Genomic DNA, 12,965 nt, shown 5'->3' with positions numbered 1-12,965 from the left:
TTGGTCTGATTTCTATCCGCCTCCCAACGACTCATATAACGCACGTGGTGCGTCTTGTGAAGCGCACATCGTGCGCCTGATGGAGCCAAGAAAATCCCGCCCTCACCGGGGGGAGAGGGCGGGACCTGCGAGGACGCCCGCGGTGTTGAGAGGGCGCCCCCACATCTTCGCGGGCCTGCCGGCGGCTTGCGCCCTGGCCGCCGCGCCACGACGGCGCGGGTGCCCTCGGGCACAGGTACGCGGGAAGCCGGCACAAGGTTTCATCGGCGCGCAACTTTTCCCTCTGCGATGCCGGTCACTGTTCGCGGCGGGGAACTTCCCTTAGGTTCGGCCGTTCATCCGCTGGCGGAGAAACTTCCATGGAATGGCGCGGACGTCGCGAGTCGACCAACATCGAGGATCGCCGCGGGACCGGCGGCGGCATGGGCGGCGGGCTCGGCGGCCCGCGCATGAGCATGGGTGGGGGCGGCGGCCTCGGCATCGGCGCCATCGCGGTCATCCTGATCGTCGGCTGGGTCGCCGGCATCAACCCGCTCGACCTGCTCAGCCAGATGGAGGGCGGCGCGCCGATCTCGTCGGGCAGCGGTACCGGCAGCCAGACCACGGGCAAGGTCGGCACGCCCAGCGACGACGACGGCCAGTTCGTGGCGACCGTGCTCGCCGACACCGAGACCACATGGCACGACATCTTCGCCGCGGCCGGCAGGACGTACGAGGACCCGACGCTGGTCATCTTCGACGGCGGCACGCAGTCGGCGTGCGGCTACGCCGAGACGGCGCAGGGTCCGTTCTACTGCCCGAACGACCGCAAGGTTTACATCGACCTCGCCTTCTATCGCGAACTGCAGGAGCGCTTCCAGGCGCCCGGCGATTTCGCCGAGGCCTACGTCATCGCGCACGAGATCGGCCACCACGTGCAGAACCTGATCGGCACGCTGCCCAAGATCGATGCGCAGCGTCAGCAGGTGAGCGAGGCGGAGTCCAACAAGCTGTCCATCCGCATCGAGCTGCAGGCCGACTGCTACGCCGGCATCTGGGCGCACGACGAGGAGAAGCGCGGCTTCCTCGACGTCGGCGACATCGACGAGGCGCTGAACGCGGCGGCCCAGGTTGGCGACGACGCCATCCAGGAACGCAGCCAGGGCTACGTTGTGCCGGAAAGCTTCAACCACGGCACCTCGGAGCAGCGCAGCCGCTGGTTCAAGCGCGGCTATAACGGCGGTACGCTCGACGCCTGCGACACGTTCACGCCGAACGCGGTGTAAACTCTTTCGCTGACGTAGTTTCCGAGTCGCGTTTTCCGCGGGGAGATATCCATGCAACATCACGAAGCCATCGGCGCGCTGGCCGAACAGCTATTGGCCATGGACGAGGGCGACCTCAAGCCGCACGAGCGGGCGGTGATCGAGCGCTGCGTCCGCCGCCTCGCCGTCTCGCGCAACATCAACATCGACCTCGAGAACAGCTCGACTTTCGGCGAGCGCCTCGCGGATCGCGTCGCGTCGGTCGGCGGCTCGTGGAAGTTCATCATCGGCTTCGGCGTCTTCATCGCGCTGTGGTCGGCACTCAACACCGTGCTCCTCGCCACGCACGCCTTCGATCCCTATCCCTTCATCTTCCTCAACCTGACCCTGTCGATGCTGGCGGCGGTGCAGGCGCCGCTGATCCTGATGTCGCAGAACCGCGCCGCGGCGCGCGATCGCATCGCCGCGACGCACGACTACGAGGTCAACCTCAAGGCCGAGATCGAGATCGCGGCGCTGCACGAGAAGCTCGACCAGATCCGCGCGCAGGAATTGGCGACGCTGATCGAGAGCGTGCGGGCGGAGGTGAGGAAGATCTGACCCGTCAGCCGAGCAGGCGCTGCAGCTCGGCATGGGCACGGCCGTAGGTGCCGGCGGCGCGGTCGACCAGTCCCTTGCGGTCGATGATCGAAACCTTGCCGCGGCGGCTGTCGATCAGGCCGTCGCGGGCGAGTTCCTGGATCGCCAGCGTCACGCCGGCGCGGCGCACGCCCAGCATCAGCGCCAGGAATTCGTGCGTGAAGGGCAGGGCGTCCGCCTCCATGCGATCGTTGGCCATCAACAGCCAGCGCGCCAGCCGCGCGTCGATGGTGGCGCTGCCGTTGGCGAGCGCCGTCTCCGTCACCTGGATGAGGAAGGTCGCGGCGAAGCGCAGCAGCATGCGCCGGAAGGATGCGCTTTCCCCGATCGCCGTCATCAGCAGCTTGGCCGGCAGGCGGTAGCCCTCGCCGGCGACCTGGACGTAGACGTCGTGCTGCGAGCGGTCGTCGTGCAGGATCAGCTCGACGCCGGTGCAGCCTTCGTGGCCGATCAGGCCGACCTCGACGGGCTTGCGCTGGCGGCCGTTGGCTGCGACCACCGAGATGATGCCGTGCTCGACGAAATAGATTTCGCTGATCGGCCCGCCGACAGCCTGCAGCGACTTGCGAAAGGGCAGCTCGACCGGTGACAGCCCATCGCGCACCAGCGCCGGGTCGGTCTCGACCAGCTTCTGCAGGATGCGGTTACGGAATTGAGTTTTCGTGCGCGCCACGTCAGCTCGTGTTGGGCGCGGGACAGCGAAGCGCTCCCGGCCGGTTCGCTTGTTCTGCGGACCTGAAAAGAGCGTACGCGGCGGAATGTTCCGTGGTTAGCGAAAATTCGGTGCGATATCGCACCGTTCGGGCGGGAAAAAGTGGAAAAGGGCGACAGCGCCGTCGCCCTTTTCGATTTTCGTGCCGGGCAGTTCTAATGCGCGGCGTGGAAGCCGTTGACGCCGTCGCCGGTCACCTGGCCGGGGCGCGTGTCCTTGAACCAGAAATACAGCGGCTTGCCGTTGTAGGCCCACTGGTTGCCGAACATGCCCATGCGGTGGACGACGCTCCACTTGCCGAAGCTCTTGGCGTTCATCGCCGCGCGGAACGGCGGCCAGGCGACGGCGCAGGCGCCGTAGCAGGTCGACTGGCCCTTCGGGTCCTTGCCGAAGGTGTAGAGCGCGAAGCCGCGCGCATCGACCCAGACGAGACCCTTGCCGGTGCGGGCAAGATGCGCCGGCGCGAGCGCGAGGACCGGCTTGACGTGCACCGGCGGCTTCATGATCGAATGCATCGGTGCGGGCGGTGTGCCGTAGCCGGCGGCGTCGGCCGTTCCGGTCATGAATGTGACGGCCGCAAGAATGGCGGCCGCGGTGGTGAACGATTTCAACATGTCGATATCTCCTGGCGCGAGCACGCGCTCGAGCCCCCTAGCCGCGCCGTCAACACGCCAGCGTTGCCGGTTATTCGAACGGCGGCGAACGCCGCGGGCGGTGTCCCACTCTGCAACCACGTCGAATTGACTCGCTATTGCGGCCCATTCGTGCGCTGCCTGCGCCATGCCGGAAGCAGCAATGACCCGCAGGGCCGGAACGCCCCGCTCGCTGGCGGACGCCATCGTCGATACGGTGCACGAGCCGCTGGTCATGCTCGACCGCGATCTGCGCGTGCTCGCCGCCAGCCGCTCGTTCTACAGGGCGTTCGGCGTGTCGCCGTCGGCGACGCAGGGCCGCCTGTTCTACGAGCTCGCCGACGGGCAGTGGGAGATCCCGGCGCTGCGCAAGCTGCTGGAGGAAGTGATCCCGCTGCACCAGACGGTGGAAGCTTACGAGATCGAGCACGACTTCGCGACCATCGGCCGGCGCACGCTGCTGCTCAACGCGCGCGTCGTCTTCGACGAGGACAACGCCGATACTGCGCTGCTGCTGGCGATCGAGGATGTCACCGGCCGGCGCAGCATCGAACGCGAGAAGGACGAACTGCTGCGCCAGAAGGAGATGCTGCTTGAGGAGATGCGCCATCGCATCGCCAACAGCCTGCAGATCATCGCCTCGATCCTGCTGATGAAGGCGCGCACCGTGCAGTCGGAGGAAACCCGCCGCCACCTCGAGGACGCGCACCAGCGCGTCATGTCGGTCGCCACCGTGCAGGAGCAGTTGCGCGGCACCGGCTTCGGCGACCACATCGAGATCGGCCCGTATCTCCGCAAGCTCTGCGACAGCCTCGGCAAGTCGATGATCGGCGCCGACCGCTCCATCGCCGTCGTGGTCGAAGCGGGCGAGGGCGCCGCCGTCTCCGGCCAGGCGGTGAGCATCGGCCTGATCGTGACCGAGCTCCTCATCAACGCGGTCAAGCACGCCTTCCCGCTCAACCGCGCGGGCACGATCCGCGTCGCCTACCGCGCCACCGGCCCGGCGTGGCGGCTCACCGTCTCCGACGACGGCGTCGGTCGCCCGACCGGCGAGGGCAAGCCGGCGGCAAACGGCCTCGGCACAAGCATCGTCCAGGCGCTGGTCCAGCAACTCGACGCGCAGCTCGACATCGCCAGCAGCGCGCAGGGCATGACGGTAACCGTCGCCCACGCGGCCTAGCGGCCGCTAGGCCAGCATCGCTCCCGCGATCTGCCGGCGCCGCCGCCGGTCACGCTTCAGATGCCACTCCCGGCTCATCGCTTCGCGCTTCGAGGCGAGTTGCTCGACATGCAGCAGCACCCACACGCGCCCACGCGTCGACCGCGCGCCGGTGCCGGCGTTGTGCTCGCCAAGCCGGCGATCGGGATCGGTCGTCCAGCCGACGTAGGTGCGGACGCCGTCATGGTCGGAACAGCCGAGGAGATAGACGAAGAACATGGAGCCGATGATGCTGGTGAGATGTTGATGCGAAGTTGAGAGCGAGGGCTAGTTACGAACGCGTTCCCCCACCCGTCCGGCTCCGCCGGCCACCCTCCCCGCAGGGGGGAGGGAAGTCCGCAGCGCGTCCACCGCTTGTAGAATACGTGCAGAGCGAATTGGATGTCCTCCCTCCCCCCTGCGGGGAGGGTGCCGAGCGAATGCGAGGCGGGTGGGGGACGGCCTCTCAGTTCGGCGCAAACAGTGCTGACCGGTCGCTGCTGAAATGTGGACCGGCGGAGTGGCGCCTGCGCGCCGCCTAGCGCTTCCCGTCCATCAACCCGACAAACCGCTCGAACAGATACCGCGAGTCCCGCGGCCCCGGCGATGCCTCCGGATGATACTGCACGCTGAATACCGGCCGGTCCTTCAGCTTCAGGCCGCAGTTCGATCCGTCGAAGAGCGAGACGTGCGTCTCCTCGACGCTGTCGGGCAGCGAGTCGCGGTCGACCGCGAAGCCGTGGTTCATCGACGTGATCTCGACCTTGCCAGTGGTCAGGTCCTTCACCGGATGGTTGGCGCCGTGGTGGCCCTGGTGCATCTTCAGCGTCTTGCCGCCGAGAGCGAGGCCGAGCATCTGGTGGCCGAGGCAGATGCCGAAGGTCGGCACGCCGGAGTCGATCACGCCCTTGATCGCAGGCACGGCGTATTCGCCGGTCGCCGCCGGGTCGCCGGGACCGTTGGAGAGGAACACGCCGTCGGGCTTGTGCGCCAGAATCTCGTCGGCGGTGGCGGTTGCCTTGACGACGGTGACGCGGCAGCCGTGGTCGGCGAGCAGCCGCAGGATGTTGCGCTTGATGCCATAATCGACGGCGACAACGTGATGCTTCGGCTGGGCGAGGCGGCCGTAGCCCTTGCCCCACTGCCACGACGTCTCGTCCCAGGTGTAGGTCTGCCCGGTGGTGACGTCCTTCGCGAGGTCCATGCCGACAAGGCCCGGCCAGGCGCGCGCGTCCTTGAGGACGGCGTTGCGGTCGAACTTGCCGCCGCGGTCGTGGATGATCACCGCGTTCGGCGCGCCGCCGGTGCGGATCAGCGCGGTCAGCGCGCGGGTATCGACGCCGGCGATGCCGATGATGCCGCGCGCCTTCAGCCAGGCATCGAAGTGGCGCGTGGCGCGATAGTTCGACGGCTCCGAGATGTCGGTCTTGATGACGCAGCCGCGCACGCCCGAGGCGGACGCCATGTTGACCGTCTCGATGTCCTCGTCGTTGACGCCGACGTTGCCGATGTGGGGGAAGGTGAAGGTGACGATCTGCCCGGCGTACGACGGGTCGGTCAGGATCTCCTGATACCCGGTCATCGCCGTGTTGAAGCATACCTCGCCGACGCACTGGCCCTCGGCGCCGATGCCGTGGCCCTCGACGACGGTGCCGTCGGCGAGCGCCAGGAGCGCCGTCGGGGCGGGGTCGTGCCAGGGGGCAGGGGAGTCGGCCATGATGGCGCCTAGATAGCGAGGCGAGGCGGGTGCGTCAAAGGCGTGCGGGCGGCGGCCGCAGCGGCGTCGCCCCCTCACCCTCTTTCTCTAGGCTCGCTGCGCTCGCCAAGAGAAAGAGCCCTCTCCCACAGGTGGGAGAGGGGACAAACCAATAGTGAGGCAGGTCCCCTCTCCCACCTGTGGGAGAGGGCTTCGCCTCTTGAGAGCGAAGCGAACTAGAGGCGAAGGGTGAGGGGACGCGGCCGGTCGAAATTCCGCCACACCGCTTCTCCAACCACGCCGCGAGTATCGACCGGCGTCTTCCTCCTGCTCCGCTTCCCCCGCGAAGGCGGGGCCCAGGTGGCGAGCGCGGCACGATAGGCAGTTGCGCTCTCGCCTGACGACCTGGATCCCCGCTTTCGCGGGGAAAGCGGAGAGGGGTGGCGCCGCCCTACACCCGCTTATCCAACCACGCCTCGATATCCGCCAGCGTCTCTTCCTTGCCGACGTCGGCAAGCAGGTCGTGGAAGTGATCCTTGTAGATCTTGATCTGCTTGTCCTTCGAGCCGGCCTTGTCGAAAAACTCCTGGCTGCCCACGGGGAGCGTAGCGTGGTCCGCCGTGCCGTGCAGGATCAGCACGGGGATCGTGATCTTCGAGAACTCGCGGTGCAGACGGTCGCCGGCAAGCTTCAACGCGGCGATCGTCTTCAGCGGCTGCTTCTCGCCCTTGATCAGCGGGTCGGCATCCATCTCGGCGACGTGCTGCTTGTCGCGCGAGAAGTCGCTGTTCTTCAGCGCCAGGATCGGAAACTTCGGGAAGAACGACGAGAGCCAGACAAACACGTTGATGATGAAGTCCGGCGCCGGCACCTTGTAGGCGAAGCTTTCGCTGATCAGGCCGGCGAGTTCGTTCTGGTTGTCGAGCGTGTAGTAGACGGCGGTGACGCCGCCGGCGCTGTGGCCCATCAGGAAGACCTTCAGCCCGGGATGGCGCGACTTGGCGAGCTTGATCATCGCGCCGAGGTCGCTGGTGTACTGGCTGATGTCGTCGACATAGAAGCGCGGCGTGCCGTCGGACTTGCCGCGACCGCGGAGATCTGCGGCGTAGACGGCGTAGCCGCGCGCCGCTTGCTTTGCGCCGGGCCAGGCAAAGTATCCGCTGTGGGCATTGAAGCCGTGGCAGAACACCAGGACGGCCTTCGGCGCGCCCTCCGGAAGCCAGGAGCGGTAGGCGATCTTGCCGCCGGTGCCGGCGAAGCTGTCTTCCTTCACTATTGCCATGGTGCTGGTCCCCTCGTTTTGGATGCTTGGCCGGCCGCAAGCAGGCACAAGCCGTGCCATCGCCGATATTGGCAAAGGCGGCCGTTTCCCGTCTATGACACGTTCCGCACCACTGCGTTAATGTTCCCCGCGATTCACAAGGATGGGCCCATGATCCGCGAACGCATCGCCGATGAAACCAAGACCGCGATGAAATCGGGCGACAAGGCGCGCCTGTCGACGCTGCGCATGGTGTCCTCGGCCATCAAGAACGCCGAGATCGAGGCGCGCACCGGCGGCAAGGGCGACCTATCCGACGAGGCGCTGCTGCCGCTGCTGCAGAAGCTGGTGAAGCAGCGCCAGGAGTCGGCCGAGCTCTACGACAAGGGCGCGCGGCCGGAGCTCGCGGCGAACGAGCGCGCCGAGATCGCGGTCATCCAGTCCTTCCTGCCGCAGCAGATGAGCGAGGACGAAGTCCGCGCCGCGATCGCCGAGGCGATCAAGGAAGCCGGCGCGACGAGCGCCAAGGACATGGGCAAGGTGATGGCGGCGCTGAAGGCGAAGCATTCCGGCAAGATGGATTTCGCCAAGGCGAGTGGAGTGGTGAAGGGGATGCTGGGCTGACGCTACCTGGGGAGGAGGCACACCCCTCCCCAAAACGCCTACGGCGTTTTGACCCTCCCGCAAGGGGATGGTTCGTCGTGTGGGAACACCGAGCCTCCACAAACTCCGCTTGAGCCCTCCCCTTGCGGGAGGGCCAAAACCGCTTCGCGGTTTTGGGGAGGGGTGTCTCTCCTCCCCACCGGCATCGCCAGGCGATCACCGCGAAACTAATGCGCCTCGATCTTATTCTTCGAAATCGTGAACCCATTCCCGCCGCGCTTGCACACCAGTCCGCTGGTCGCCGAGGTGCACGAGAACGGCGGCATGTTCCACGTCTGCCCATACGCGAACGAATTCGACCCGCCGCAGCAGCCGGGGTCGCCGACGTCGCCGATGACGCTGGTCGGGCCGCTCGCGGCAAGGGTGAAGCGGAGGTACGTCGGCTCGGCGGCGGTCGCACGACAGCTCCGGCCCGCCGTCGGCCGGCGTGTAGACCGACGAGCCGCCGGCCGGCGTGTAGATGCCAGGCGACGTTGCCGGACGGCATGACGAAGGTGATGGCGCCGCTGGCGTCCGGCGCAAAGGCAACCGGCGCCGCGGTGGCGAGGCCGGTTGCGGCGACAAGGGCAAGGCCGAACGAGGCGAGGCGCGTCAGCATCGGTTTTCCTCCCGTCACGAACCGTGATCGAAAGATACCCTAACACGGGCGCCGCGTGCCTTAGAACCGGCGAAGTTCAGCCATCACACTTCCGCATTGGCGCGCTCTAACCGAGCCCTCGGACTTAGGGATCGAGGGAGCGGGTAGAATGCGCGGGGCGGGCGGTGCGGCGAGTGCCGGAAAGATCGATGGAGGTGGAGGCCGTGGTGAGCTATTCGCTCATTTCCGCCGGATGGCGACAAGCCGGCGGACAATGACGGGCGCGTCGAGCCGCGCCTGACGATATTGCCCATGGAGCGCAAGGTGCGCTCCGCCGAGATCGCGGCGCCCTCGTCGGAGGAAGCCGCCGCGCACGGCGCCCGTTTCGAGGCGCGGCCGATCGATCCGTTGCCGCCCGACCCCAAGGCCCGGCGCCGCCGTCGTCCGGGCGTCGCCATCGTCGGCGTTGCCGCGGTGCTGATCGGCATCGGCGTTCTCGCCGCCACCTTCGGCAAGGTCATCACCGGCAACGCGCCGGCCGTGACGGAATCGGTGAGCGAGCCGCCGGCGCCGATCGCGCTGGAGCCGCCGCCGCCCGCCATCGAGGACACCGCCGGTCCGGGCGTGCGCGTCATCGCGCCCGACGGCAACACCGGCAGCGGATCGTTTGCGACGGATACCGTCTCGCCTCCGGCGGCCATTGAGCCGTCAACGGAGGCAGCGGCGCCAGCCACGAACACCGCCACGCTCGAGCCGATGCCGGCGCCCGAGCGCGGCGCCGGCCAATCCGCCGCTGCCGCGCCTGCGCCCGACGACGCCGACCGTCGCCTCGCTTCCCCGCGGCTACCGCCGCGTCCGGTGCGCCCGCCGCGCAGGGCGACGACGTCGGTGCGATGATGTCGGACATCGACCGCATCCTCGCCGAGCACAAGGCAGCCGAGCCCGCGCCTGCGGCACCCGCGCCGCTGGCGCCGCCGACGGACAACCGCCGACGCCGGTCCGCAGACGATCACGGGCCCGGCGCCGCTGGAACTCCTGGCCCCGCCACCGCCGGCCCGCCGCGGCTGGTTCCTCTACCCCAACACGCGCGACGCCAGCGGCATACCCGTGCCGCCGGCCGACATCCCCGATCCGGAAGGTGCGCCGGGGCAGTAGCCTCCGTGCCGGCTGTTGCCTTCCGGGGCGGCGCTGTGCATGGCTTGTCCGTCGATTTCTGCCAACGATGGCCTGACCATGCTGCGTTCGATTGCCCGGGGACTCCTGACGATCGCCGACCGGATGGAGCGGCAAACCGCGGCCGACAGCCCGTTCGGCAATGCCCCGCAGGCCGATCGCGCCACGTATCTGGCGCTTTATGAGAAGGCCCGGCAGGCGGCCTATCCCGAGATCGACGCGATAGAAGCCGAGAGCGGCTTCGCCATCGACCGCGGTTTTCTCGACGGCCTTGCGCTCCACACGCAGGTGGTCGTGAAGAAATCGGCGCTCGCCTGGCCCCACGGCCGCGTGCTCTACGCGCTCTTGCGCGACTACATCCGCCGTGCCGGCGGCGTAGGGCAGTTGACGGTGCTGGAGACCGGCACCGCGCGCGGGTTCTCGGCGCTGTGCATGGCGAGGGCGCTCACCGACTCCGGCACCGGCGGCACGATCCTGACCTTCGACACGCTGCCGCACGACCGCGCCATCCACTGGAACGTCATCGACGACAACGACGGCCCGCGCACCCGCCGCGAACTGCTGGCGCCGTGGCACGATCTCATCGCCGCGCACGTCGTGTTCGTCTGGGGCGATACGCGCGTGACGCTCCACCGCGTCATGCCTGAGCGTGTCCACTTTGCCTTCCTGGACGGGCAGCACGACTACCCCTCGGTGATCGCTGAATTCGAGCACGTGGCGGCGCGCCAGCAGAGCGGCGACATGATCGTCTTCGACGACGTGACGCCGGACCGCTACCCGGGCATCGTCAAGGCCGTCGCCGAGATCGGCGCGACGCGCGGCTATAAGGTCAGGCCGCTCAGCGCACGGGCCGACCGCCAATATGCCATCGCCACCAAGGCTTAACGCGTGGGGATAAGGCTGTGCTCAAACCTGTGCATAACCTGTGGATAAGTTGGGGATAGCCTGGGGACAGCCTGTGGAGAGAGACATCCGGCAGCGCCTCTCGCGCCCTTTCCGCCGCCAGGGCATCATCCCGGTCATGCCGCCGCGCCGCCGCTGTTTCCCGTGACCGCCACGCCACGCCCGCGCAAGGCATCGACGCGGCCGCTGCTGGTGGTCGACGGCGACTCGTTCACGCACCGCGCCTATCACGGGCTGCCGAAGACCATCCGCCGTGCCAACAAGCGGCCGGCGGGCGCCATCGTCGGCTTCGCCAACACGCTCATCCGCCTCTACGAGCAGGAAAGCCCACGCGCCGTCGTCGTCGGCTGGGACACGCTGGAGGAGGCGACCTATCGCCACGAGGCGCTGGAGTCCTACCAGGCCGGCCGCGACTTCGACGACGCGCTGCTCGAGCAGCTCGCGCTGATGCCCGAGTTGGTCGCGGCCTGCGGCTTCGCCAATGCGCGCGGCGCCGGCTACGAGGCCGACGATTTCCTCGCCGCCGCGGCCAGGCGCGAGGAGAAGCGCGGCGGCACGGCGCTGGTGGCGAGCGGCGATCGCGACTCCTTCCAGCTCGCCTCCGACGCCGTCACGATCCTCTATCCCATGGGCGGCGGGCAGTGGGCGCGCGTCACGCCGGCGGAGGTGCGCGAGCGTTACGGCGTGGAACCGCGGCAGGTGCCCGACTTCATCGCGCTCCGCGGCGATCCCTCCGACGGCATTCCCGGCGCCAAGGGCGTCGGCGCGATCGGCGCCGCCAACCTGCTGACGCACTTCGCGACGCTCGAAGATGCCTTCGCCGCCGGTCGCCTGTCGGCGCAGGCCGACACGCTCCGCCTTTACCGCAAGATCGCGACCATGGACGCGAAGGCGCCGCTGCCGCGCCTCGGCGACATGAAGCCGACGTGGGCGAAGGCGGCGGCGCTGGTAGAACAATGGGGCCTCAACGCGCTCGCCGGGCGTCTCGAAAAACTGGCGGAGGAATGATGGCCGGCACCAACTGGGCGGGAAACCTGGCCTATCACGCGACCGCGCTGGTCGCGCCGGCAACCGTCGCCGAGGCGCAGGCCGCCGTGCGCGCCGCGACGAAACTCCGCGTCGTCGGCTCCCGCCACTGCTTCAACGACATCGCCGACACCGACGCGACGCACCTGTCGCTGGAGAAGCGGCGCGGCGCGCTGTCGATCGACGCGGCGCAGCGCACCGTCACCGTCGAAGGCGGCACGCGCTACGGCGACCTTGCGCCCGCGCTCCACGCCGCCGGCTACGCCCTCCACAATCTCGCCTCGCTGCCGCACATCTCGATCGCCGGCGCCATCGCCACGGCGACGCACGGCTCGGGCGTAACGCTCGGCAATCTCGCCACCGCCGTCCGCGCCATCGAATTCATCGGCGCCGAGGGCGAACTCAGCACGCTGTCGCGCGACAAGGACGGCGACACCTTCGCCGGCGCCGTCGTCAATCTCGGCGCGCTCGGCGTCATGACGAAGCTGACGCTCGCCGTCGAGCCGAGCTTCACGGTCCGCCAGGACCTGTGGCTCGACCTGCCGCTTGCCGAACTCACCGCGAATTTCGATGCGATCGTCGCGGCCGGGTACAGCGTCAGCCTGTTCACCGACTGGCGGAGCGACGCGATCAACCAGGTGTGGATCAAGAGCCGCGCCGATGCCTTCATGCCGCGCGCCGATTTCTTCGGCGCCACGCGTGCGACGGCGAAGATGCATCCGCTGCCCGGCCACGACGCGACGGCCGCGACCGAGCAGCTCGGCGTGCCCGGCGCCTGGCACGACCGCCTGCCGCACTTCCGCATGGACTTCACGCCGTCGAGCGGCGCCGAGCTGCAGGCGGAATATTTCGTGGCGCGCGAGCGGGCCGCGGACGCCATCGCGATCCTTCGCCGCTGGGGCAGGGCGCTCGGGCCGTACCTCATGGTGTCGGAGATCCGCACCATCGCTGCCGACGACCTCTGGCTCAGCCCCGCCTACCAGCGCGACGTCGTCGCCTTCCACTTCACTTTCCGGCAGGAATACGGAGTCCGCCGCGCGCTCCACGAGATGGAAGCGCAACTCGCGCCGCTCGATCCCCTGCCGCATTGGGGCAAACTGTTCTCGCTGTCGCCGGAGAAAGTGCGCGCCGGCTATGCGCGGATGGACGATTTCCGCGGGCTCGCCGCCAAGCTCGATCCGGGCGGCAAATTCCGCAACGCGTTCGTCGATAAATATATCCTCGGCAAGTAGCGCGAGACA

The 12,965-nt window shown here is 68.3% G+C and carries 14 protein-coding genes; 9 read left to right on the top strand and 5 right to left on the bottom strand.

Annotated elements, in window-relative coordinates:
• Positions 1 to 359: 359 nt before the first annotated feature.
• Together WDM94_12870 and WDM94_12865 are read left to right on the top strand one after the other, a co-directional pair.
• Positions 360 to 1,265 carry a neutral zinc metallopeptidase gene (locus WDM94_12870; GenBank protein MEJ0013485.1) on the top strand — a complete coding sequence of 302 codons (906 nt, stop codon included), beginning with the start codon at positions 360 to 362 and terminating at the stop codon, positions 1,263 to 1,265.
• A gap of 51 nt (positions 1,266 to 1,316) precedes the next feature.
• On the top strand, positions 1,317 to 1,844 hold the full coding sequence (locus WDM94_12865) for a DUF1003 domain-containing protein (GenBank protein MEJ0013484.1): 528 nt from the start codon (positions 1,317 to 1,319) through the stop codon (positions 1,842 to 1,844).
• 4 nt (positions 1,845 to 1,848) lie between these two features.
• Here the strand turns inward: WDM94_12865 and WDM94_12860 are convergent, their stop codons facing one another.
• A complete protein-coding gene (locus tag WDM94_12860) occupies positions 1,849 to 2,556 on the bottom strand; it encodes a Crp/Fnr family transcriptional regulator (GenBank protein MEJ0013483.1) in 708 nt (235 codons plus the stop codon).
• Positions 2,557 to 2,750: 194 nt separating this feature from the next.
• Positions 2,751 to 3,209, bottom strand: coding sequence for a hypothetical protein (locus WDM94_12855; protein MEJ0013482.1), 459 nt, complete (start codon positions 3,207 to 3,209; stop codon positions 2,751 to 2,753).
• Between the two features lie 181 nt (positions 3,210 to 3,390).
• Here WDM94_12855 and WDM94_12850 point away from each other — a divergent pair, with 181 nt between their 5' ends.
• Positions 3,391 to 4,407, top strand: coding sequence for a histidine kinase dimerization/phosphoacceptor domain -containing protein (locus tag WDM94_12850; protein ID MEJ0013481.1), 1,017 nt, complete (start codon positions 3,391 to 3,393; stop codon positions 4,405 to 4,407).
• Between the two features lie 6 nt (positions 4,408 to 4,413).
• On the opposite strand, the gene WDM94_12845 is transcribed toward WDM94_12850, so the two are convergent.
• The 3 genes from WDM94_12845 to WDM94_12835 all read right to left on the bottom strand — a co-directional run bounded on the left by WDM94_12845 (position 4,414) and on the right by WDM94_12835 (position 7,403).
• Positions 4,414 to 4,665, bottom strand: a complete 252-nt coding sequence (locus WDM94_12845) for a GIY-YIG nuclease family protein (protein MEJ0013480.1) — start codon at positions 4,663 to 4,665, stop codon at positions 4,414 to 4,416.
• A 298-nt stretch (positions 4,666 to 4,963) separates the two neighbouring features.
• Positions 4,964 to 6,142, bottom strand: coding sequence for a glutamine-hydrolyzing carbamoyl-phosphate synthase small subunit (gene carA, locus WDM94_12840; protein ID MEJ0013479.1), 1,179 nt, complete (start codon positions 6,140 to 6,142; stop codon positions 4,964 to 4,966).
• Positions 6,143 to 6,572: 430 nt separating this feature from the next.
• A complete protein-coding gene (locus WDM94_12835; protein MEJ0013478.1) occupies positions 6,573 to 7,403 on the bottom strand; it encodes a lysophospholipase in 831 nt (276 codons plus the stop codon).
• Between the two features lie 150 nt (positions 7,404 to 7,553).
• On the opposite strand from WDM94_12835, the gene WDM94_12830 reads away from it, so the two are divergent.
• The 6 genes from WDM94_12830 to WDM94_12805 all read left to right on the top strand — a co-directional run bounded on the left by WDM94_12830 (position 7,554) and on the right by WDM94_12805 (position 12,956).
• On the top strand, positions 7,554 to 8,006 hold the full coding sequence (locus tag WDM94_12830; protein ID MEJ0013477.1) for a GatB/YqeY domain-containing protein: 453 nt from the start codon (positions 7,554 to 7,556) through the stop codon (positions 8,004 to 8,006).
• 237 nt (positions 8,007 to 8,243) lie between these two features.
• Complete coding sequence (locus WDM94_12825) at positions 8,244 to 8,534, top strand: hypothetical protein (protein ID MEJ0013476.1); 291 nt, start codon at positions 8,244 to 8,246, stop codon at positions 8,532 to 8,534.
• 400 nt (positions 8,535 to 8,934) lie between these two features.
• Positions 8,935 to 9,519, top strand: coding sequence for a hypothetical protein (locus tag WDM94_12820; GenBank protein ID MEJ0013475.1), 585 nt, complete (start codon positions 8,935 to 8,937; stop codon positions 9,517 to 9,519).
• A gap of 336 nt (positions 9,520 to 9,855) precedes the next feature.
• Positions 9,856 to 10,680 (top strand): class I SAM-dependent methyltransferase, encoded by an 825-nt coding sequence (locus tag WDM94_12815; GenBank protein ID MEJ0013474.1) that lies wholly within the window; start codon positions 9,856 to 9,858, stop codon positions 10,678 to 10,680.
• A 162-nt stretch (positions 10,681 to 10,842) separates the two neighbouring features.
• Complete coding sequence (locus WDM94_12810; GenBank protein ID MEJ0013473.1) at positions 10,843 to 11,706, top strand: 5'-3' exonuclease; 864 nt, start codon at positions 10,843 to 10,845, stop codon at positions 11,704 to 11,706.
• Positions 11,706 to 12,956 carry an FAD-binding protein gene (locus tag WDM94_12805; protein MEJ0013472.1) on the top strand — a complete coding sequence of 417 codons (1,251 nt, stop codon included), beginning with the start codon at positions 11,706 to 11,708 and terminating at the stop codon, positions 12,954 to 12,956. Before WDM94_12810 ends, WDM94_12805 begins: the two co-directional genes overlap by 1 nt.
• Positions 12,957 to 12,965 lie beyond the last annotated feature (9 nt).

The organism is Bauldia sp., assembly GCA_037200845.1.
In the GTDB taxonomy this organism is placed as follows: Bacteria; Pseudomonadota; Alphaproteobacteria; order Rhizobiales; family Kaistiaceae; genus DASZQY01.
The sequence above is the reverse complement of the archived record's forward strand: the minus strand, read 5'-3'. Positions and strand labels throughout refer to the sequence as shown.